Below are 19,728 nucleotides of genomic sequence, written 5' to 3'. Positions count from 1 at the left end.
GAAGGATTACAACGAACGCCATGATAAGGGAGGACTATCGATGCGAAAGGTACTGATCTTCGGTGGAACACGTTACTTTGGTCGACGGTTGGCATTACGGCTTGCGGAATCGGGGGATGATGTGACGATTGTCACGCGCGGCGAGCATACACCGCCGGTCGCGAAGGGCTTGACATTTTTTAAGGGAGACCGGACATCAAGCAGTACGATGAAGGATCTTGGAAGTCAGAACTGGGATATCATCTATGACAATATCTGCTTTAATCCATATCAGGCGAAGCTTGCGGTGGATGCTTTCGAAGGGAAAGTCGGACGCTATATCTTAACGTCGACGATGTCCGTTTATGAGCAGGGCGGAACGAACATCTCAGAGCGGACTTACAATCCGTTTCCCGGGAAATATGACTTGGAAAAAGAACATGATTACGGGGAAGGAAAACGTCAGGCGGAAAGTTACTTTTTCCAACGGGCGACTTTCCCGGTCATCGCCGTTCGATTCCCGGTCGTCTTAGGACCGGACGATTATACGGAACGACTGGTGTTCCATATTAAACGGGCCTTGGCCGATCAACCGATCGTTGCTGAAAATTTATATGCGAAGATGGGCTATATCTCGAGTTACGAAGCGGCAGCCTTCCTCGAATGGTGTGGACGCTCGACGATGACCGGACCGATCAATGCAGCAAGTGACGGTGTATTATCGATTCAAGACTTAATGGATAAAATTGATCGCGTGGCGAAGACGACATCGCGTTTTGAGACGACAGGCGAAGATCCGTCACCGCTTGCACCGGAGCGCGACTTCTATATGGACACGACAGCCGCAAAACAAGCGGGGTATTTATTCCAACATGTCGACGACTGGCTCGATCGACTCATTGAAGAGGAGGTTCGCAATCACAAATGATTACGTTAATCAAACCGTCCGTGCAACTTGAAGTCGAATACCTCGATTTTCTGACAGAGTGGCAACAGTCCGGTGAAGCCATCGTCCCAAGTGTTGTCAGCAAAACTTTTTTACCGTTAGCGGATTTTCTGGATGAGCAACAACAAGAAGAACAGATAGCTCCAAAAAACTGGGTCACGCACTCGACTTATTGGTTGTATGACGGGGAAACGATTGTCGGTGCAGTCAATTTCCGACATGATCTAAACGACCAACTGCAACAAATCGGTGGACATATTGGTTATGGCATTCGACCGAGTGAACGCAACAAGGGATACGCGACAGAAGGATTACGTCAAGCACTGAAAGTTGCAAGGGAGCGTGGACTTAGTTCAGTCTTGATCACCTGCAGTGCGGACAATGTCGCATCCGGTCGTGTCATCGAAGCAAACGGTGGACAAGAAGTCGAATCGTATGTAAAAGAAGACGGGACGCGTGTTCGACGATTCAACGTGCCGTTGTCTTAAAATTGCTTTAAAAAATCATCCTATTGCGATTAGGATGATTTTTTTTGAATTGAAGGAACATTGAAGGAAATGTGTAGAAAAGATTCATTTCCCGTGACTCCTACAGGAAAAAACGCGTTTTTCGCGCTGCCAGAGGCAAGCGAGACCCGGCTTCTTGAAAGGTAAGGTCAAGAAGCCGCGACTTGCGCCTCGCCTGAGGAAAGCACGGGAAGAAAGAATCTGGCGGCGTCAAACACAGTCATTTAGACTGCAAACAAAAAGAAGAGCCACTTCGATTTGGTCGAGGCAACTCTTCTTTTGGGCGTAACTTAATGATTTTTGACTTTCTCAAAAAGACTGGTGGAGTGCTGCGGGTGACGGGCCGATGGATCAACAAGCAACTTCGCTTGGTTGACGGCAATCGGAGCTTCTCCGAAACCAGTCGCAATCAATTTGACACGACCGTCGTAAGTGGCGATATCGCCGCAAGCGAAGACACCGGGAATCGCCGTTTCCATCTTCGAGTTGACGCGGATCGAATTGCGTTCGAACTCGACTTCCCACTCCTTGAGCGGTCCGAGCGAGGAAACGAAACCGAAGTTACAGACGACATCATCTGCGCCGACGACGATGACTTCATCCGTTTCAGCATGTTTAAACGTCAGCGTCTCGATGCTGTCATCCCCTGTGACCGATTCGAGTGTATACGGCGTCATGACGTTGACGGATGAGTTGTGTAAAAGCTCGACCGTATGCTCATGGGCGCGGAACTTATCGCGTCGGTGGACGAGCGTGACGGATTTAGCGATCGGCTCAAGCATCAGCGACCAATCGACCGCGGAATCACCGCCGCCGAGCAAGACGACTTGGCGATCTTTGAAACGGTCCATCTCATTGACGAAGTAGTGTAAGTTACTTTCTTCGAACCGTTCTGCATCGGCGACACCGAGTGGACGGGCAGCAAATGAACCGTTTCCGGCTGTCAGGATGACAGTCTTCGTATAATGTTCACCCTTGTTCGTGACGAGACGGATCAGTCCGTCATCGAGTCGTTCATAAGCAAGGACGGTTTCACCGAGCACATACGTCGGATCAAATTCATTTGCTTGTTCAAGCAGGCGATCGATTAAGTCCTGGGCTTTGACTTTCGGGAAGCCGGCAATGTCGTATATATATTTTTCAGGATAAAGCGTCGCCAGTTGTCCACCGAGTTGTGGTAGACTTTCGATGACTTTCGTCTTCATCTGACGCATGCCTGAGTAAAAAGCGGTGAACAGCCCGACTGGACCGCCGCCGATAATCGTTACATCATATGGTTGGTGCATCTGAGTCCCTCCTAAAGTTGGATACTCCTATTATATAGGAAGATGGGTTCGATGTGGCAAGTGCGGAACATCTCACATTTTTTAAGGGATTGCATATTTTACCTTTGCAATCTATGATAGAAAATGGTTCAATGAACGTATAGACGTGTGAACATTATTTGAACAAAGTTTTTGAGCATTTATCTGCAATTGAATGTGAAGAAAATCACAACAAAACTATTAAGCGTAAGGGGTATTAGAACATGAACACACCAAACATTGTTATTCTTGGAGCCGGCTACGGTGGATTGATCACAGCAGTCAACCTTCAAAAGAAACTTGGCGTCGACCAAGCGAACATCACATTAATCAACAAACACGATTATCATTACCAAACAACGTGGTTACACGAACCAGCAGCAGGAACGATGTCTGCTGAACAGGCGCGTATCTACATCAATGATGTCATCAATCCTTCGCGTGTCAAACTTGTCAAAGGTATCGTCGAGAAAGTTGATACAGCAAGCAACACAGTGAAGCTTGTCGACGGTGGAACAGTCCCTTACGACTACGTCGTCGTCGCACTTGGTGGCGTTCCTGAAACATTCGGCATTAAAGGATTGAAAGAGAACGCTCTAACGATCAGTTCATTGAACAGTGTCCGGAAAATCAAGGAACATATCGACTATTCATTCGCAGAGTACAAAACAACGGGTTCAACAAACCGTTCACTCTTGACGATCGTCGTCGGTGGTGCCGGATTTACGGGTATCGAGTTCATGGGTGAGCTCGTCAACCGGATTCCGGAACTGTGTAAACAATATGATATCCCACGCGAACTCGTTCGTGTCGTCAATATCGAAGCAGCTCCTACGGTCCTTCCTGGATTTGATGCTGATCTCGTCAACTACGCACACAAATGGCTCGAGCGCCAAGGGATCGAGTTCAAACTCGGTAACGGCATCAAGGAATGTGCACCGGGCAGCGTGACATTTGGTCCACTCCAAGGTGAAACAACAGAAACAATCGAAGCGAACACGATCATCTGGACAGGTGGCGTCAGCGGTAACCCGGTTGTTGCAGCATCTGGCTTTGAAGCCATGCGTAACCGTGTCGTCGTCGCAGAAGACCTCCGTGTTCCTGGGCATGAAAATGTCTTCATGATCGGTGACTGTTCAGCAGTCATGGATCCGAACTCGAATCGTCCGTATCCACCAACTGCACAGATCGCGACGCAACAAGCACACAAAGTGGCTGAAAACATCTCTGCTCTCATCGGTGGACGTCAAACATCAACGTTCACATATGAAAACAAAGGAACAGTCGCTTCACTTGGTCATAAAGATGGAATCGGAATGGTCTTCGGTAAGAAGATTTACGGCCGTAACGCATCATTCATGAAAAAAGTCATCGACAACAAACATTTCCTTGAGTTGAAAAAGATTGGTCTTGCCATCAAAAAAGGTAAATTCTAAGTTCACGTTTTAGGCAAATGTACACTCGTGCATTTGCCTTTTTTGTCGGTTATACTAAAAAAGAGATTCAAAGGGGGAACAGTATGCATATCATTCAAGCCGTGATCGGGAGCGTTCTCTATCTCGTCATGTTCTTTAGTATCGGTTTTATCTTAAACATGTTGTTGCGCAGTACGTGGATCATGCTTGTCCTCTATCCGCTGATCATCATCATGATGATTGATAACCAGTCGACGCTTGATTACTTCACGAATGCTCGTGAAGCGATTCCGGCACTCGGCGAACGGATCATGGGGCTGCAGACGGCAGATGTCACGATGTTTGTGGCCGGCCTTGCCGGAATCGTCATCGCCGGTATGTCGATTCGCTTTTTGCGTAAAAGTGGTTACCAAATGTTTTAAAGTCTACTTGAGTGAGTAGGCTTTTTTAGTGCGTTAAAACACGTTATAATAAAAACAGTGTCTTTTTAAAAAAATGTGTAAGAGCAGATAGGGTTGAGAGCGAATGGATAAACAAATGTACCGCGTTATCAAAGTCTTGAATAATAATGTCGTCATTTGTTCGACTGGTGCGAATCAGGAAGTCATTATCCTCGCGAAAGGGATTGGCTTCGGTCGGAAGCCAGACGATCAACTAACGGATCTTGAAAAGTTAGAAAAAGTCTATACGTTAAAAGATAAAGACGAGCAAGCACAGTATAAGGCACTTGTCGGACACCTCGATGAAAATTTCATCGCTTTGATGAACGAAATCGTTTCGATGATTGAAACGCGGTTCGGAAAACGGGTCGATGAACATATTCATATCGGGTTGACGGATCATTTGACGTTTACGTTCAAACGTTTGGAGCAAGGTATGGAAGTGACGAATCCGTTTCTTGCAGAAACGGAAGCCTTATATCCGGAAGAGTATGCCTTGGCGGAAGAAATCGTTGAATTCATCAGTGCCGAGATGAATTTTTATCTGCCACCTGCAGAAACGGGCTTCATCGCGTTGCACATTCATTCGGCAACGAACTTCAAGGATGTGCTCGAAGTGAACCGACATCATCAACTCGTCGGATTAATTGCCAGTCACATCGAACAGCGTTTGCAAATCAAAATCGATCGAAAATCGTTGGATTATAAGCGTTTAATTCGTCACTTACGGTCAGCGATTGAAAGGGTTTCCAATGGCGAGTACCTAGAGGCGCCAGAAAAAGTAGAAAAGCTATTGCGCGAAGAATATCCGCTGTGCTATGATACTGCTTGGGAGCTGATGTCCATCATGGAACGTCAGTTGAAGAAAGCGGTACCGCGCGGTGAAGCGACGTATCTTACGATGCATCTGCAACGCTTAGTGCAGTACGATTTAGGTAAATGACCGCACGGACTACGTGTTACTGATACGATCAGGCATGAGTGGGATGTCGGGCAAAATGGTTTATTTCCGTTAGGATTTTTCGCGGGATAAGTGTATTTTGTCTACAATCCGCTTGTGCCTGATTTTTTTCTGTAAAAATCGGTCAGATGTCTGACTTTTTTCGACCTGTCATTGGCATTATTTATTATTGTAGATTTTAGATTAAGAGGAGGAAACACACATGTTCAAACAGATTTTTGCTGTTCTTCAACGTGTTGGTAAAGCGTTGATGCTTCCTGTTGCGATTTTGCCTGCTGCCGGGATCTTACTCGGATTCGGTAATGCGATGCAAAATCCGAACTTGACGTCAAGACTCGAGTTCTTAAAAAATGATGCAATCATCAAGGTTGCAAAATTGATGGAAGCAGCCGGGGATATCATCTTCGGTAACTTAGCACTCTTATTCGCGGTCGGTGTCGCGATCGGATTAGCAGGAGACGGCGCAGCCGGACTTGCAGCGATCGTCGGATTCCTGATCATGAACAAAACGATGAGCGTTTGGCTCGGCGTTACACCAGAAATGGTGGCAAATGGTCAAGGGTACTCAAACGTACTTGGTATTCCAACCCTTCAAACAGGTGTCTTCGGTGGTATCATCATCGGTTTGATCGCAGCCTGGGCCTACGGGAAGTATCATAATCTCGAATTGCCGCAGTTCCTCGGATTCTTCGCAGGAAAACGGTTTGTTCCAATCGTTACAGCAGTTGTTTCATTGTTCGCAGGTCTTGTTCTTGTATTCGTTTGGCCGTTCGCGCAAGACGGGTTGAACACATTCTCCCACTTCATGATGGAGAAAAACCCAACACTTGCAGCATTCGTCTTTGGTCTCATTGAACGTTCATTGATTCCATTTGGTCTTCACCATATCTTCTATGCACCATTCTGGTTCGAATTCGGTTCGTACACGAATGCAGCAGGAGACGTCGTTCGTGGTGACCAAGCGATCTTCTTCGCTCAGTTAAAAGATAACGTCGAATTAACAGCTGGTACATTCATGACTGGTAAATTCCCGTTCATGATGTTTGGTCTTCCAGCAGCAGCACTTGCTATGTACCATGAAGCACGCCCAGAGCGTCGCGCAATCGTTGGTGGTCTTCTTGGATCAGCAGCACTTACAGCTTTCTTAACAGGTATCACAGAACCAATCGAATTCGCATTCTTATTCGTTGCACCAATCTTGTTCGCAGTTCACGCAGTCTTCGCAGGTCTTTCGTTCATGACAATGCAACTCTTGAACGTCAAAATCGGGATGACATTCTCAGGTGGATTGATCGACTTCCTTCTCTTCGGTGTCCTTCCAGGACGTACGCAGTGGTGGCTCGTCATCGTCGTCGGTCTTGTTCTCGCAGTTGTGTACTATGTTGGATTCCGTTTCGCAATCCGCAAGTTCAACTTGAAAACACCAGGTCGTGAAGACGAAGTCCAAGAAACTTCAATGGCTCAAGGATCTGAGCTTGCAGCAGGTATCCTTGATGCACTCGGTTCTGAATCAAACATCAAACACCTTGATGCATGTATCACACGCCTTCGTGTTGAAGTACTTGATAAATCAAAAGTTGACAAAAATGAATTGAAAAAATTAGGTGCGGCAGGGGTTCTTGAAGTTGGTAACAACGTCCAAGCGATCTACGGACCAAAATCAGATAACATCAAATCTGAAATTCAAGCTGTCATCGCGTCACGTAAACAAGAAAAATCAGTTTAATGTATGAAGAGCTTTCCCGATTTGGGAAGGCTCTTTTTTTGTGGAAATAAACATCTTCTAAATAGTTTCATGGAATAAACATTAAGGGTATGAAGTAAGTAGTTTGGTTAAAAAAAGGAGGGAAATCACTGATGTGGAAAAACGTGTTTGGTGTGTTGCAACGGATCGGTAAAGCTTTGATGTTACCGGTCGCAATCCTACCGGCAGCGGGGCTGCTCCTAGCGTTTGGTACGGCTTTTCAAAACCCGAATCTGACGCAGTATCTGCCATTTCTTGAAAATGATGCATTAGTCGTCATTTGGCGAGTCATGCAAGATGCAGGGGATATCATCTTTGCCAATCTAGGATTATTGTTTGCCGTCGGGGTCGCGATTGGTCTTGCGAACGGTGAAGGGGTCGCAGGATTAGCCGCGATTGTCGGATTCTTGATCATGAACAAAGTTATCAGTTCGTTTTTACAGATTACGCCTGAAAAGATTGCAGAAGCACAAAAATCGAGTGATTTATCGTATGCGACCGTGTTAGGAATACCGACCCTGCAAATGGGGGTATTCGGAGGGATCATCGCCGGGTTGATTGCGGCGTACAGCTATAATAAATTCTTTAAAATTAAACTACCGGATTTCCTTGGATTCTTTGCCGGTAAACGGTTTGTCCCGATTGCTACAGCGCTATTCAGTTTAGTCGCTGGTTTTGCGTTGTGTTACATTTGGCCGCCGATCGGAACGGGAATCAATACGTTCTCGAAAACGATCATTGAATCAAACGAAACGTTATCTGCCTTCATCTTTGGATTAGTCGAACGTTCACTCATTCCGTTTGGTCTGCATCACATTTGGTATTCGAGTTTTTGGTTCCAGTTCGGTGAGTATACGGATAAAGCCGGTACGATCGTCAACGGGGACCAGCGGATTTTCTTTGCACAATTAAAAGACGGTGTTCCGTTTACGGCAGGGACATACATGACCGGGAAATATCCGTTCATGATGTTTGGTCTTCCTGCTGCCTGTCTTGCGATGTACCATACGGTTGCGAAGGATCGTCGGAAAGCGGTTGAAGGGTTATATTTCTCAGCTGCCTTGACATCGTTTTTGACCGGGATTACAGAACCTGTTGAGTTTTCATTCGTGTTCGTTGCACCGCTATTGTTTGCGGTCCACGCCGTATTCGCTGGATTATCCTTTATGATCATGGACATCCTCAACGTCAAAATCGGGATGACCTTCTCCGGAGGATTGATTGACTATACGTTGTTCGGAATCTTACCGAACCGGACCTCCTGGTGGCTCGTCATACCAGTCGGGTTAGTTTTTGCGGTCATCTATTACTTTGGGTTCCGTTTCGTCATCACGAAGTTTGACTTGAAGATTCCGGGACGCGAAGCGATTCAAGAAGGGGCCGTCGCATCGACGACGACGGCTGGCGAACTGCCTTATGAAATTCTCCAAGCCTTTGGTGGTGCATCAAACATCAAACACTTGGATGCTTGTATCACGCGGCTCCGGATTACCGTCAACGATAAATCGGGCGTCAATAAAGAACGACTGAAACAGCTTGGAGCTGCAGGAGTACTTGAAGTCGGAGACAATGTTCAAGCCATTTTTGGTCCGAAATCGGACGGAATCAAGACCGAGATGGCAGAAATCATGAACGATCCGAACTATCAACCACCGGTTAAACCAGAAGCCGATCCGATTCCACAAGTTCCGACGGGAGCCGAATCACGGACCGATGACCGGTCGGGCTTAGCCGGAACGGATGGAGCATATGTACCGGTTGAAGGATATGTTTCACCAATGAGCGGAGTGATTCGATCGCTGGATGACGTCCCGGATCAAGTCTTCTCCGGACGGATGATGGGCGACGGATATGCGATCGAACCGACGGAAGGATATGTCGTTTCTCCTGTATCCGGTGAAATCACGACCTTCTTCCCAACAAAACACGCGATTGGCATCCTTGCCGATAATGGAGATGAAATTTTGATTCATATCGGAATCGATACCGTATCGCTTGAAGGAAAAGGATTCGAAGCACTCGCGAAAGCCGGCGATCGGGTCGAACCAGGTTCGCCGTTGCTGAGCGTCGACCTCGAACAGATCCGACCACTTGTCCCATCGTTACTCACACCAATCATCGTCACGAACAGCGGCGACCGGAAAGTTTCGGTCGATGTTGGGAAAACAGTCGAAGCCGGTGAAAAGATTTCGTATGACATTAAATAATGATCAGTACGATGAACACGATTCCGTTTTTGGAATCGTGTTTTTTATATGCAGTGAACATTTAACAGTGAGATTTTGCACATACGATGATACAATGAATAAGCTATTATGAAGATTAGCTATTTTTTGAAAAGAAAGAGGTGAGTCGATGGCTACGACTTCGACAAAAACACGTTACGTCGTGTTAGGGTTACTGATCGGGATTTTAGTGGCGGCAATGGATAATACCATCGTTGCGACAGCGATGCCGACAATCGTCAGTGAATTAAACGGCTTTGATCAATATGCGTGGGTGACATCAGCCTATATGATTGCGACTGTGGCCGGGATGCCGATCTTTGGTAAGTTGAGTGATATGTACGGTCGAAAACGTTTCTTCTTATTTGGAATGTTACTGTTCATCACGGGAAGCATTCTTTGCGGGATGGCCGACTCGATTGTTGAACTATCCGTGTATCGTGCGGTTCAAGGTCTAGGTGGCGGAGCTTTAATGCCAATCGCCTTTACGATCATCTTTGATATTTTCCCGCCTGAAAAACGCGGGAAGGTCAGTGGTTTATTTGGAGCCGTCTTCGGAATTTCAAGTATCTTCGGTCCGTTGCTTGGCGCTGTGTTAACAGATGCCATCAACTGGCGTTGGGTGTTTTATATCAATATTCCACTCGGGATTTTGGCACTCACACTTGTTTCACTGTTTTACAAGGAGTCACCGGTTCACCGGACGCAAAAAATCGATTATGCCGGAGCGGTGACGTTAGTTGCAGGACTTGTCTTATTCTTACTGGCGCTTGAAATGGGCGGAAAAGATTATGCTTGGAACTCGCCGCAAATCATCGGTTTGTTTGGGGCGGCACTCGTTGCTTTCATCATCTTCGGCTTTATCGAACGCCGGGCAGCCGATCCTGTCATCACGTTCAGTCTATTTAAACGGCAATTGTTTGCAGCGACGCAAGGTGTAGCCTTTTTTTACGGATTTGTCTTTATCTCTGCAAGTGTCTTTATTCCAATCTTTGTCCAAGGTGTGTTTGGTGGCAGTGCGACAAACTCCGGTCTGATTTTGATGCCGATGTTGATTGCATCGGTCATCTCGGCACAACTCGGGGGACGCCTGCCGAATAAATACGGGTTCCGAAACGTCATGTTCGTCTCGGCAGTTTTCTTCTTGTTAGGGGTTTATCTGTTAAGCACGATGTCTCTTGAGACGACACGAACGGCGATTACGATGTATATGATCATCTTAGGATTTGGTGTTGGGTTTAGTTTCTCGTTACTCAATCTTGCCAGTATCAATGGGATTGAGATGCAACGACGTGGGGCAGCAACCTCGATGGGCTCGACATTCCGGACGATTGGGATGACGCTTGGGGTGACGGTGCTTGGTATCATTCAATCCCGGACGTTCTCATCGACGATCAGCGAACAATTGCCGGGCGGTAATGCACCGGATGGCGGACAATTCCCGACGGCTTCGGCCCTTGCGAATATGCCACCGGAAGTAGCGAATGCCATCAAGTCATCACTTGCAGAATCGATTTCGTCGGTCTATTTATGGGCGCTGATTCCAGCAGTGTTAGGTGTCGTCTTTGTGTTCCTGATGGGAAATGAACGGCCGACGTTACAAGAAGGTCAAGGAGAACGACCAAAAGCAAAACAAGCATAATATGTGGGTAAAGATATTTAGATAAACATCAAAATTGACAGAAGAGGGGGAAGTGGATGTCAAATCCGCTTTCCTTTTCTGTTGTTCGAAATCATTCGATGCACTAGACTCCTACAGGAAAGCGAGTGCAGAGAGGAATGATTTCGACGTAGGCTAATCTGCTTTCCCGCACAAAGTATAAGGAAAAAGAAGATGCTTTGTTAACGAGACAAAAAAACACGCCCCGAGATGGGACGTGTCCGAAAAACCTTATTTTTTGATATCGAATGTCGTGCTGAGGAAGTTGACGACATCTTCCGCTGTATCCATATCGAGTACTTGTTCGACAATCGCTTCACACTCTGCTTTGTTCAAACGCGTCATCAAGCTGCGTGCGCGAAGGACAGATGAAGCAGACATTGAGAATTCATCAAGTCCGAGTCCAAGGAGGATCGGAAGAGCGAGTTCTTCTCCAGCCATCTCCCCACACATACCGACCCATTTGCCCGCTTTGTGTGCTTCTGTGATGACGTTGTTCAATAAGCTTAAGATAGCTGGGTTGAACGGTTGGTAGAGATATGACACTTTTTCGTTCATCCGGTCAGCAGCCATCGTGTATTGGATCAAGTCGTTTGTTCCGACAGAGAAGAAGTCGACTTCTTTTGCGAATTGTTTCGCCATAACAGCTGTTGATGGAATCTCGACCATCATTCCGACTTCGATGTCTTCTGAAACTGTCACGCCTTCTGCTTGAAGGTTTGCTTTTTCTTCCAAGAGAAGTGCTTTAGCGGCACGGAATTCTTCAAGTGTCGCGATCATTGGGAACATGACAGCAAGCTTACCGTAAGCACTTGCCCGGAGAAGGGCACGGAGTTGTGTCCGGAACAGATCCGTTTGGTCCAGGCAAAGACGAATCGCCCGGTAACCAAGGAACGGATTCATCTCATGCGGAAGATCGAGGTAAGACAACTCTTTGTCGCCACCGATATCAAGTGTCCGGATGACGACTTTTTTATCGCCCATTGATTCGAGTACCGTTTTGTATGCTGTGAACTGCTCGTCTTCCGTCGGGAACGTTTCAGCATCCATGTAGAGGAACTCTGTCCGGTATAATCCGACTGCCTCGGCACCATTCTCAAGCACACCTTTGACATCGTTTGGTGTTCCGATGTTCGCTGCGAGCTCGACGTGATGACCGTCTGCTGTGACTGTTTTTTCGTTTTTGAGTTTTTTCCACTCTTCTTTTTGAGCGATGTACGCAGAACGTTTTTCTTCGTATTCTGCGATTTGGTCGCTTGAAGGGTTGACGATGACATCACCTTCCGCACCGTCAAGAATCAAGAAATCACCGTGTTTGACTTCCGCCAAGACAACTTTCGTTCCGACGACTGCTGGAATTTCAAGAGAACGGGACATGATCGCCGAGTGCGAAGTCCGTCCACCGATGTTCGTAGCAAATCCTTTTGCATACTTCCGGTTGAGTTGTGCTGTATCTGAAGGTGTTAAGTCTTCTGCAATGATGATGACTTCTTCATTGATCTGAGCCGGTGTGACGAACGTGATGCCGAGCAAGTGGGCCATCGTCCGTTTCGTGACGTCACGGACATCTGCCGCACGCTCGCGCATGTATTCATTGTCCATCGATTCAAAGATCATGACCATCATCTGTGAGACTTCATCAAGTGCTTGTGCTGCATTTGTTTTCTCTTCATCGATTTTCGCATTAACTTGGCTAACGATTTCCGGGTCTTCTAAAATTAAGAGGTGGGCTGAAAAGATTTCTGCTTTATCTGCGCCGAGTTCTTTTAATGTGTTCTCACGAATGATTTCGAGTTCACCTTTTGATTTAACGATAGCTGCTTGGAAACGTTCTTTTTCAGCTGCCGAATCCTCGATTTTATTAGTTGGAATGTCAAAGACAGGTGTTTCCATCACGAATGCTTTCGCAATCGCAATCCCTGCAGAAGCGCCAATTCCTTTGATATGCTGTGCCATGTGCATTACCCTCTTTTCAGTAAGTTTTTTTGCCGCAAGGACGTCGTTTCTTTGCTATCTATAGATACCCATAAACGCATCTCTCTTAACGGGTCGATTGCGGACTCTCCCTTTAAATGAAAACGTAGACATTTCTGTTTTTGCCAAAATGACCGTTTAGTAGAAGTGCCTGTCCTTTTCACCTGTTTAATCCTATCACATTGTGAAACAAGCAACAATTGTTTGAAACGGTCCAAATCGACAAATTAACGAACGTCTTAACGAACGTCAAAAATGAGAACGGTTTCATTTGTCTTGGGTGCTATCAGTTGGAAAATCAGGTCAAACGCTTCATACTTATAAGTATTACTAAAGGGGGAATTGAATATGCGATGGAACCAAGTAGATCCACAGGCACATGTCGAAGTACTCGTTGTCGGTATTTCAGGTAACCAACCGGTCGAGGAACGGATTCGTTCACTTTATCCGGACCGATTGGATGAGTGGGTACGTCGGGGGGATATCTCGACGAAACAAGGAGAACTCCGTTTATTGCCAACGTTGACCGGAACAGTCGAACGTGTCTTATTTGTAGGTCTTGGGAAAACGGAAGGGCTCACCCCGGATACACTTCGTCGTTTGTTTGGGAAGGCCGCTCAGTTCTTAAAAACACGCAACCTCTCAAAAGCAACTGTCGACGCGACGACATTTCCGGATCAACCGGTCGAATTGATTGCCGAGACGTTTGGTTTAGCTACATACGAAGTCAAACATTATAAGACGACGACACATGCGACGTATGAGCTGGACTTAACGATTTGGTCGGATGCGGGAGAACGGGATGTAGAACGCGGAGAAGCGCTTGCTGAAGCGACGAACCTCGCACGACGCCTCGTGACGATGCCAGGGAACCTGCTGACTGCACCTGCTTTAGCAGACGAAGCGCGTTTTATCGCCGAGCGGTACGGGCACGACCTGAAGGTTTTGGAAAAAGAAGAGATGGAAGCACTCGGAATGGGTGCGTTGCTGGCCGTCAACCAAGGGTCAACGATTCCACCCAAACTGATTGTCCTCGAATATAGAGGGGCAGGTGACGAGGCGCCGATCGCCGTCGTCGGCAAAGGAGTCACATTTGATACGGGTGGGTACTCGATCAAACCAAAAGACGGAATCGTTGGGATGAAGGGGGATATGGGTGGCGCAGCAGCCGTCCTCGGATTGTTTGAAGCCCTCGGTAAACTCAAACCAAACGTCAACGTATTAGGTGTCATCCCGGCAACGGACAACATGATTTCCGGAGACGCGTTTAAGCCGGATGATGTCATCACGTCGATGGCGGGAAAAACGATCGAGATCTTAAACACGGATGCGGAAGGGCGACTTGTGTTAGCAGACGCCGTCACTTATGCCAAAGAATACAAACCGAAGATGATCATCGATCTAGCGACGTTGACGGGCGGGGTCCTGGTTGCGCTTGGAACGGAAATCACGGGTGCGTTGACGAATGATGCGGCTCTTTACAGTCGATTCGAAGCCGTGACGCAAGAGACAAACGAGATGGTCTGGCAGATGCCGTACGTCGATCAATTCATCAAACAAGTTCGCCGCTCCGACGTTGCGGATTTAAACAATTCACCGGGACGGATGGGGCATATGATCTTTGGTGGTGCTTTTGTCGGGGAATTCGTTGGCGAAACACCATGGCTTCATCTCGATATCGCCGGAACATCGGAACAAAAAGCAGCGACCGAACTCGGTCCAAAAGGCGCGACTGGTGTCATGGTCCGGAGTCTGTATCGTTTTGTTGAACGTGAAGGATGATCCGATTGAACAGTGTTCTCGTTTTATTGACCATCATCAGTATCGTCTGGTATCTCGATTCGCACGAACAGATTCCGTTAGCAGTTGCGACGTTTTTAGGGGTGTTCACCGTCTTGTCACTGATGAAGGGAATACGGGAGAAGTCTAGTGGACGTCACCGGGATTGACGCGGCGAAAGCCGGTTGGGTGGCGGTCTCGATTCGGGACGGTCAGTTCTCCTGGACGGTTGCTTCGTCGCTGGCTGACATCAGATGCGGATCCGTCACGTATATCGATATGCCGATTGGTCTCGAACGACAACAGCGGCGAGTCGTTGATCAATTGTTGCGCGAAGAATTAAAACCGGGTCGAACGAGTAGTATCTTTAATGCCCCGCTACTCGCGGCATTGGAACAATCTGATTATCAAGCGGCCAACGATTATTCGAAACAGCAAGCAGGTCTCGGTTTATCGAAACAAGCCTGGTACTTGTTACCGAAAATCCGTCAAGTCCGTGCACACTATCAACCGGGTATGATGGAATCCCATCCGGAAGTCTGTTTTGCCCGTCTGACGGGTCACCCGGCGCGATTTAATAAACGGACAATCGAAGGCGTAGCAGAGCGGACGGAGCTATTACGCCGGTACGATTGTCCGCCTTACTGGGAGCTCAAGGTGCCGGGCGTCGCAACCGATGACTGGATCGATGCTTGTTTGTTAGCCGTCGCAGCGACATTGCCGGCTACGTACTTGCCCAAAAGTTGTCCGTACGATGCCGACGGCTTTCCCTTATATGCGGCACTACCAAAAAAAATCACCTTCACCGAAACGGTGTAGGTGATCCTTTAATAAATGCCCAAAGATAATGGAAAATCCGTGCATTATGCAAGGCTTTAAGGATGACGGCGACGAGTGGTCCGAGAATCAATCCGAACACACCGAAAAACTGAATGCCGACGAACAAGGCGATCAAGGCGGTGATCGGCTGGATACCGATATTGTCACCGACGATTTTTGGTTCCATGATGTTCCGTTGCAAGATGACGAGACCGTAGAGAATGGCTAGACCAATCGCAAGACCGGTATCTCCGGTGATCATGGAGTAGGCAATCCAAGGTAAAAATACGGAACCGGTCCCAAGATAAGGCAAGATATCAAAAAATGCGGCAATGAAGGCGATCGCAAAAGGATGTTCGACCCCGATGATCAATAGTCCAACAAGAACGATGAAAAACGTAATCGTAATCAACGTCAATTGAGCTTTGATATAGCCGAACAAGGCAGATCGGAGACTCGCGACGACGGACTCGGCACGGGCAAACCATGGTAACATCTCATACTGCTTCAGGCGGATTTCGTATTTGTGCCAATCCTTCGAGATGAAGAACCAGGCAAGCAAGACGATGACCAAAATCAACGCGATGGATGGCAAGGTCGCTAAGATCGTCTGCAACATGCCGGCGATATTTTTGGAACCTTCACCGATGGCACTGGCAAGAGAACTTCCGAGTGATTGAATACTATTTTGCACGGTGTTTTGCTGAGAGGGTTCGAGTGACCGAAGTGCTTCAGACGCGTCGTTCCAAATGGGTGCCAATTTTTCATTGTAGAGCTTTTGGAAGTAGAGACTAAGTTCTTGAATTTGTGCCGGCAACTGGTTGGCGACAAACACAAGTCCCCGGATCAACTGCATGATGATTAAAACAAGTGAGCCAATCAATAGACCGCTCATGAGAATAATCGATAAGAAAGCGCCCCAACCTCGATTGATGCGAAGTCTTTTTTGGAAAAAGTCGACGAGTGGGCGACTGAAGAGAGCGAGTAAAAACGCAAAAACGAACGGATACATGAAAGAAGACAGGCGAATGATCAGCCAGCCAATCAAAAAGACGGCAACGATGACACCCAAAAAACGAGCTAATTGCCAAAGACGTTCAGTCGACACAAGCAACACCTCTTACTATGTATGGAATGTCATCATCATATCATGTTTATGAAAAAAACGTATCACTCAAAAGAGGGGGAATTCAGATGAAACGGAAAGAAGTTGGATTGCTTGTCTCACTTGCCGTAGCCAGCGGGATGGCAGTTCGAGAATGGCGGAAAAATCAACGCTTTAACGATCAGTTTAAAAAGCAAACAGAAGACCGATTAGTGAACGGATTGACGGAGGTGCAAGACGATGCAGGAGATGAGACATCTTCAACAAAAGGTTGATGCGACGATTCGGGCACTCGGTGGTTACTTTCGTCCGTTATCCGGGTTGGCGCGGTTGATCGAGGAAGTGGGGGAAGTCGGCGAAGCGCTTGAAGAGAACGATGATTTGTTGCTAAAAGCGGAACTCGTGGATGTCTTGATGATCTCCACCTGTCTTGCGAATCAATACGTGACCGATTTGGCAGGACAGCACCGGAAGCTTGATACCGAACACGATCAGGAAACAGGTTCTTATTACCGGCTCGTTCATGAAGCGGGACAAGTCGCCCGTGTGATGAATGGTTATGAAGGGGATAAACCACCGAAAAAAACTGAAGATGTGGTCCCGATTGGCCGATCGTTGGCTCGCTTGCAACGGGAACTGTTTCGCTTAGCGCGTCCTCTAGAACTTGACCTGCTCAAGGAAATCGATCAAACGAATGAAAAGAACTTACGCCGTGACCGGACGCGTTTTGCCTTGACACGGGATCCGGTTACGGAAGAAACGATTGATCACTTCCGAAGTGCAACGGGAAACACGGAACGTTTATGGGGTGCTCCTGTCCATGAAGCCGGCATGTCGCTCGAAGCGCATATCCAAGCCGCCTTGCCATCGTTACGACGATTTCTTCGCTGTGCCCGGATCGAAGGGATCGATGGATTCATCATCGAGGCACCGATCGAACGAAGTGACAGCTTGCTGCATGTCAAGGAACAGGCGGATCAGATTGGACGAATCATTAAAGAACAGACACCGTTATCCTTCAAAGAGGCACCGTACCGGATTGATGTCTACGCGCCACAACTCGGTCCAGTTTCGCCGTATCATGCCGAGGATGACCATCGTATGTTTTTAGTACTGCACGTCGATGAATGAAACAACAAAGAAGCGTCGATTCCGGAGTCGACGCTTCTTTGGCATGCCGGCATCAGCTCGAATGGTTCGAGAGTTCCGTTGGTTGGTGTTTCAATTGTTGCATGAACCGGTTGATCCGGTGGATGGCCTGTTGCAGCTGTTCAATCGAACTGGCATAGCTCGCACGGACATACCCTTCGCCACTCGCACCGAAGACTGAACCGGGCACGACGGCAACCCGTTCCGCAAGCAACAGTTGCTCGGCAAATTCTTCACTCGTCAAACCGGTTCCCCCGATATAGGGGAAGGCATAAAAGGCGCCACCCGGCGAATGGGTCGGCAGACCGGCATCATTCAGTGCCTTGACGAAATAGTTACGACGCTGGCGGTAACTCCGGACCATATCAGGTACCGTCTTGTGACGGGAACGTAACGCTTCGATTCCGGCGAACTGGACGAGTGTCGGTGCACACATCATGCCGTACTGATGGACCTTGAGCATCGCTTGACTGATGGCAGGTGGGGCACACGTAAACCCAAGCCGCCAACCGGTCATGGCAAACGCTTTTGAGAAACCGTTGATGACGATCGTCCGGTCCCGCATGTCGGGTAACGTCGCAAAGCAGGTCGGTTCGTCTTCGTACGACAACTCGGCATAGATTTCGTCACTGATGACGTATAGATCATGTTTTTTGGCAATCAAGGCAAGATCGGCCAACTGGTCCCGTGACATGACAGAGCCGGTCGGATTGGACGGGAAACAAAAGATGATGGCCTTTGTCCGATTGGTCACGACGGCTTCAATCGTGTCAGGCTGAATCGTAAAGCCGTTTTCTGCCTGACAGGCAGCTGCGACGGGAATCCCGCCTGCGAGTTCGATCAACGGTGCATAGGAAACGAACGCCGGCTCGACGACGATGACCTCATCCCCGGGGTTGATCAACGTCCGAAAGGCTAAGTCGAGTCCTTCCGAGGCACCGGTCGTGACGATGATTTCATCTGCGACTTCGTAATCAATCGAAAACTTTTCCTGCATGTAGAGCCGGATTTCCTGACGTAACTCGACGAGACCGGCGTTCGCACTATATGCCGTATAACCTTGCTCGAGCGCTGCGAAACTGGCTTCGCGGACATTCCAGGGGGTGACGAAATCCGGTTCCCCGACACCAAGGGAGATGACATCGTCCATCGAACCCGCTAAATCAAAAAAACGTCGGATGCCGGAAGGGGCTAACCGTTCGACCCGTTCAGATAACGACTTCATGGGGACACCTTCAATCGTTTGTCACCATCATCCTGACTAAACAAGACACCGTCATGTTTATAAGTCTTCAGGCGGAAATGCGTCGTCGTCGAGATGACGGAGTCGAGCGTCGACAGTTTTTCCGAGACGAATTGTGACACTTCCTGGAGTGACTTGCCATCGAGAACGACTTGTAAGTCATACGCACCGGACATCAGGTAGAGCGACGTCACTTCCGGAAAACGATGAATGCGTTCTGCGACTTCGTCGAACCCTCGCCCGCGTTTTGGTGTCACTTTGACATCGATAAACGCAGTCACACCGTGATGGGCATGAATCTTCTGCCAATCGATGACGGCAGTATAGCCAAGCAGGACGCCATCTTGCTTAAATGTCGCAAGCGATGAGAGGACCTCGTCTTCTGTTAAGTCAAGCATTTGAGCCGCCAGAACATGGTCGACCGGTCCGCTTTGGGTTAGCAGTTCAAGTAATTCCAATTGTTTATCTGTATACATGAA

Annotated in this window: 18 protein-coding genes; 13 read left to right on the top strand and 5 right to left on the bottom strand. The window is 47.9% G+C overall.

What is annotated here, in order from left to right; all coding sequences use genetic code 11:
- Window positions 1-40: 40 nt before the first annotated feature.
- Window positions 41-907: an NAD-dependent epimerase/dehydratase family protein gene (locus P404_RS0104210; protein ID WP_026830049.1), complete on the top strand. Its 867-nt coding sequence runs from the start codon at window positions 41-43 to the stop codon at window positions 905-907.
- A complete protein-coding gene (locus P404_RS0104205; protein ID WP_014971094.1) occupies window positions 904-1,413 on the top strand; it encodes a GNAT family N-acetyltransferase in 510 nt (169 codons plus the stop codon). Before P404_RS0104210 ends, P404_RS0104205 begins: the two co-directional genes overlap by 4 nt.
- 308 nt (window positions 1,414-1,721) lie before the next feature.
- Here the strand turns inward: P404_RS0104205 and P404_RS0104200 are convergent, their stop codons facing one another.
- Window positions 1,722-2,717 (bottom strand): NAD(P)/FAD-dependent oxidoreductase, encoded by a 996-nt coding sequence (locus P404_RS0104200; RefSeq protein ID WP_014971093.1) that lies wholly within the window; start codon window positions 2,715-2,717, stop codon window positions 1,722-1,724.
- A 242-nt stretch (window positions 2,718-2,959) separates the two neighbouring features.
- On the opposite strand from P404_RS0104200, the gene P404_RS0104195 reads away from it, so the two are divergent.
- The 6 genes from P404_RS0104195 (at window position 2,960) to P404_RS0104170 (ending at window position 11,162) form a co-directional block, all read left to right on the top strand.
- Window positions 2,960-4,171, top strand: coding sequence for an NAD(P)/FAD-dependent oxidoreductase (locus P404_RS0104195; protein ID WP_026830048.1), 1,212 nt, complete (start codon window positions 2,960-2,962; stop codon window positions 4,169-4,171).
- Window positions 4,172-4,254: 83 nt separating this feature from the next.
- Window positions 4,255-4,572, top strand: a complete 318-nt coding sequence (locus P404_RS0104190; RefSeq protein WP_014971091.1) for a YuiB family protein — start codon at window positions 4,255-4,257, stop codon at window positions 4,570-4,572.
- Window positions 4,573-4,675: 103 nt separating this feature from the next.
- Window positions 4,676-5,533, top strand: coding sequence for a glucose PTS transporter transcription antiterminator GlcT (glcT, locus tag P404_RS0104185; protein WP_014971090.1), 858 nt, complete (start codon window positions 4,676-4,678; stop codon window positions 5,531-5,533).
- A 220-nt stretch (window positions 5,534-5,753) separates the two neighbouring features.
- Entirely contained in the window at window positions 5,754-7,277 is a 1,524-nt protein-coding gene (gene ptsG / locus P404_RS0104180; RefSeq protein ID WP_026830047.1) for a glucose-specific PTS transporter subunit IIBC, read from the top strand.
- Window positions 7,278-7,408: 131 nt separating this feature from the next.
- On the top strand, window positions 7,409-9,502 hold the full coding sequence (ptsG, locus tag P404_RS0104175) for a glucose-specific PTS transporter subunit IIBC (protein ID WP_014971088.1): 2,094 nt from the start codon (window positions 7,409-7,411) through the stop codon (window positions 9,500-9,502).
- 148 nt (window positions 9,503-9,650) lie between these two features.
- On the top strand, window positions 9,651-11,162 hold the full coding sequence (locus P404_RS0104170; protein WP_026830046.1) for an MDR family MFS transporter: 1,512 nt from the start codon (window positions 9,651-9,653) through the stop codon (window positions 11,160-11,162).
- Window positions 11,163-11,411: 249 nt separating this feature from the next.
- Here P404_RS0104170 and ptsP read toward each other — a convergent pair whose 3' ends face one another.
- Complete coding sequence (gene ptsP, locus P404_RS0104165) at window positions 11,412-13,136, bottom strand: phosphoenolpyruvate--protein phosphotransferase (RefSeq protein WP_026830045.1); 1,725 nt, start codon at window positions 13,134-13,136, stop codon at window positions 11,412-11,414.
- 366 nt (window positions 13,137-13,502) lie between these two features.
- Between ptsP and P404_RS0104160 the strand changes: the two genes are divergently transcribed.
- The 3 genes from P404_RS0104160 to P404_RS0104150 are packed head-to-tail and all read left to right on the top strand — an operon-like array spanning window position 13,503 to window position 15,752.
- Entirely contained in the window at window positions 13,503-14,936 is a 1,434-nt protein-coding gene (locus tag P404_RS0104160; protein ID WP_014971085.1) for a leucyl aminopeptidase, read from the top strand.
- A 5-nt stretch (window positions 14,937-14,941) separates the two neighbouring features.
- On the top strand, window positions 14,942-15,103 hold the full coding sequence (locus P404_RS18485; protein WP_014971084.1) for a hypothetical protein: 162 nt from the start codon (window positions 14,942-14,944) through the stop codon (window positions 15,101-15,103).
- Window positions 15,084-15,752, top strand: a complete 669-nt coding sequence (locus P404_RS0104150; protein WP_014971083.1) for a DUF429 domain-containing protein — start codon at window positions 15,084-15,086, stop codon at window positions 15,750-15,752. The genes P404_RS18485 and P404_RS0104150 overlap by 20 nt, the downstream gene beginning before the upstream one ends.
- Here the strand turns inward: P404_RS0104150 and ytvI are convergent.
- Window positions 15,736-16,860 (bottom strand): sporulation integral membrane protein YtvI, encoded by a 1,125-nt coding sequence (gene ytvI / locus P404_RS0104145; RefSeq protein WP_026830044.1) that lies wholly within the window; start codon window positions 16,858-16,860, stop codon window positions 15,736-15,738. The genes P404_RS0104150 and ytvI overlap by 17 nt on opposite strands.
- Window positions 16,861-16,946: 86 nt before the next feature.
- Here ytvI and P404_RS0104140 point away from each other — a divergent pair, with 86 nt between their 5' ends.
- The gene (locus P404_RS0104140) at window positions 16,947-17,132 is read left to right on the top strand and encodes a hypothetical protein (RefSeq protein ID WP_026830043.1); all 186 of its coding nucleotides are present in this window, start codon (window positions 16,947-16,949) and stop codon (window positions 17,130-17,132) included.
- Window positions 17,107-17,988: a MazG nucleotide pyrophosphohydrolase domain-containing protein gene (locus P404_RS0104135; protein WP_026830042.1), complete on the top strand. Its 882-nt coding sequence runs from the start codon at window positions 17,107-17,109 to the stop codon at window positions 17,986-17,988. The genes P404_RS0104140 and P404_RS0104135 overlap by 26 nt, the downstream gene beginning before the upstream one ends.
- A 52-nt stretch (window positions 17,989-18,040) precedes the next feature.
- Here the strand turns inward: P404_RS0104135 and P404_RS0104130 are convergent, their stop codons facing one another.
- Both P404_RS0104130 and P404_RS0104125 read right to left on the bottom strand, forming a co-directional pair.
- Window positions 18,041-19,231, bottom strand: a complete 1,191-nt coding sequence (locus P404_RS0104130; protein WP_014971079.1) for an aminotransferase — start codon at window positions 19,229-19,231, stop codon at window positions 18,041-18,043.
- Complete coding sequence (locus P404_RS0104125; protein WP_026830041.1) at window positions 19,228-19,725, bottom strand: Lrp/AsnC family transcriptional regulator; 498 nt, start codon at window positions 19,723-19,725, stop codon at window positions 19,228-19,230. The genes P404_RS0104130 and P404_RS0104125 overlap by 4 nt, the downstream gene beginning before the upstream one ends.
- Window positions 19,726-19,728 lie beyond the last annotated feature (3 nt).

The organism is Exiguobacterium antarcticum DSM 14480, assembly GCF_000685865.1.
Classification (GTDB): domain Bacteria; phylum Bacillota; class Bacilli; order Exiguobacteriales; family Exiguobacteriaceae; genus Exiguobacterium_A; species Exiguobacterium_A antarcticum.
This window is presented reverse-complemented; position numbering and strand designations above follow the sequence as displayed.

What these genes read in the sequence shown, in the direction of transcription:
- P404_RS0104210 (WP_026830049.1), top strand. Translation starts at nt 41, where the DNA reads ATGCGAAAGGTACTGATCTTCGGTGGAACACGTTACTTTGGTCGACGG.
- P404_RS0104205 (WP_014971094.1), top strand. Translation starts at nt 904, where the DNA reads ATGATTACGTTAATCAAACCGTCCGTGCAACTTGAAGTCGAATACCTC.
- P404_RS0104200 (WP_014971093.1), bottom strand. Translation starts at nt 2,717, where the DNA reads ATGCACCAACCATATGATGTAACGATTATCGGCGGCGGTCCAGTCGGG.
- P404_RS0104195 (WP_026830048.1), top strand. Translation starts at nt 2,960, where the DNA reads ATGAACACACCAAACATTGTTATTCTTGGAGCCGGCTACGGTGGATTG.
- P404_RS0104190 (WP_014971091.1), top strand. Translation starts at nt 4,255, where the DNA reads ATGCATATCATTCAAGCCGTGATCGGGAGCGTTCTCTATCTCGTCATG.
- glcT (WP_014971090.1), top strand. Translation starts at nt 4,676, where the DNA reads ATGGATAAACAAATGTACCGCGTTATCAAAGTCTTGAATAATAATGTC.
- ptsG (WP_026830047.1), top strand. Translation starts at nt 5,754, where the DNA reads ATGTTCAAACAGATTTTTGCTGTTCTTCAACGTGTTGGTAAAGCGTTG.
- ptsG (WP_014971088.1), top strand. Translation starts at nt 7,409, where the DNA reads ATGTGGAAAAACGTGTTTGGTGTGTTGCAACGGATCGGTAAAGCTTTG.
- P404_RS0104170 (WP_026830046.1), top strand. Translation starts at nt 9,651, where the DNA reads ATGGCTACGACTTCGACAAAAACACGTTACGTCGTGTTAGGGTTACTG.
- ptsP (WP_026830045.1), bottom strand. Translation starts at nt 13,136, where the DNA reads ATGGCACAGCATATCAAAGGAATTGGCGCTTCTGCAGGGATTGCGATT.
- P404_RS0104160 (WP_014971085.1), top strand. Translation starts at nt 13,503, where the DNA reads ATGCGATGGAACCAAGTAGATCCACAGGCACATGTCGAAGTACTCGTT.
- P404_RS0104140 (WP_026830043.1), top strand. Translation starts at nt 16,947, where the DNA reads ATGAAACGGAAAGAAGTTGGATTGCTTGTCTCACTTGCCGTAGCCAGC.
- P404_RS0104135 (WP_026830042.1), top strand. Translation starts at nt 17,107, where the DNA reads ATGAGACATCTTCAACAAAAGGTTGATGCGACGATTCGGGCACTCGGT.
- P404_RS0104130 (WP_014971079.1), bottom strand. Translation starts at nt 19,231, where the DNA reads ATGAAGTCGTTATCTGAACGGGTCGAACGGTTAGCCCCTTCCGGCATC.
- P404_RS0104125 (WP_026830041.1), bottom strand. Translation starts at nt 19,725, where the DNA reads ATGTATACAGATAAACAATTGGAATTACTTGAACTGCTAACCCAAAGC.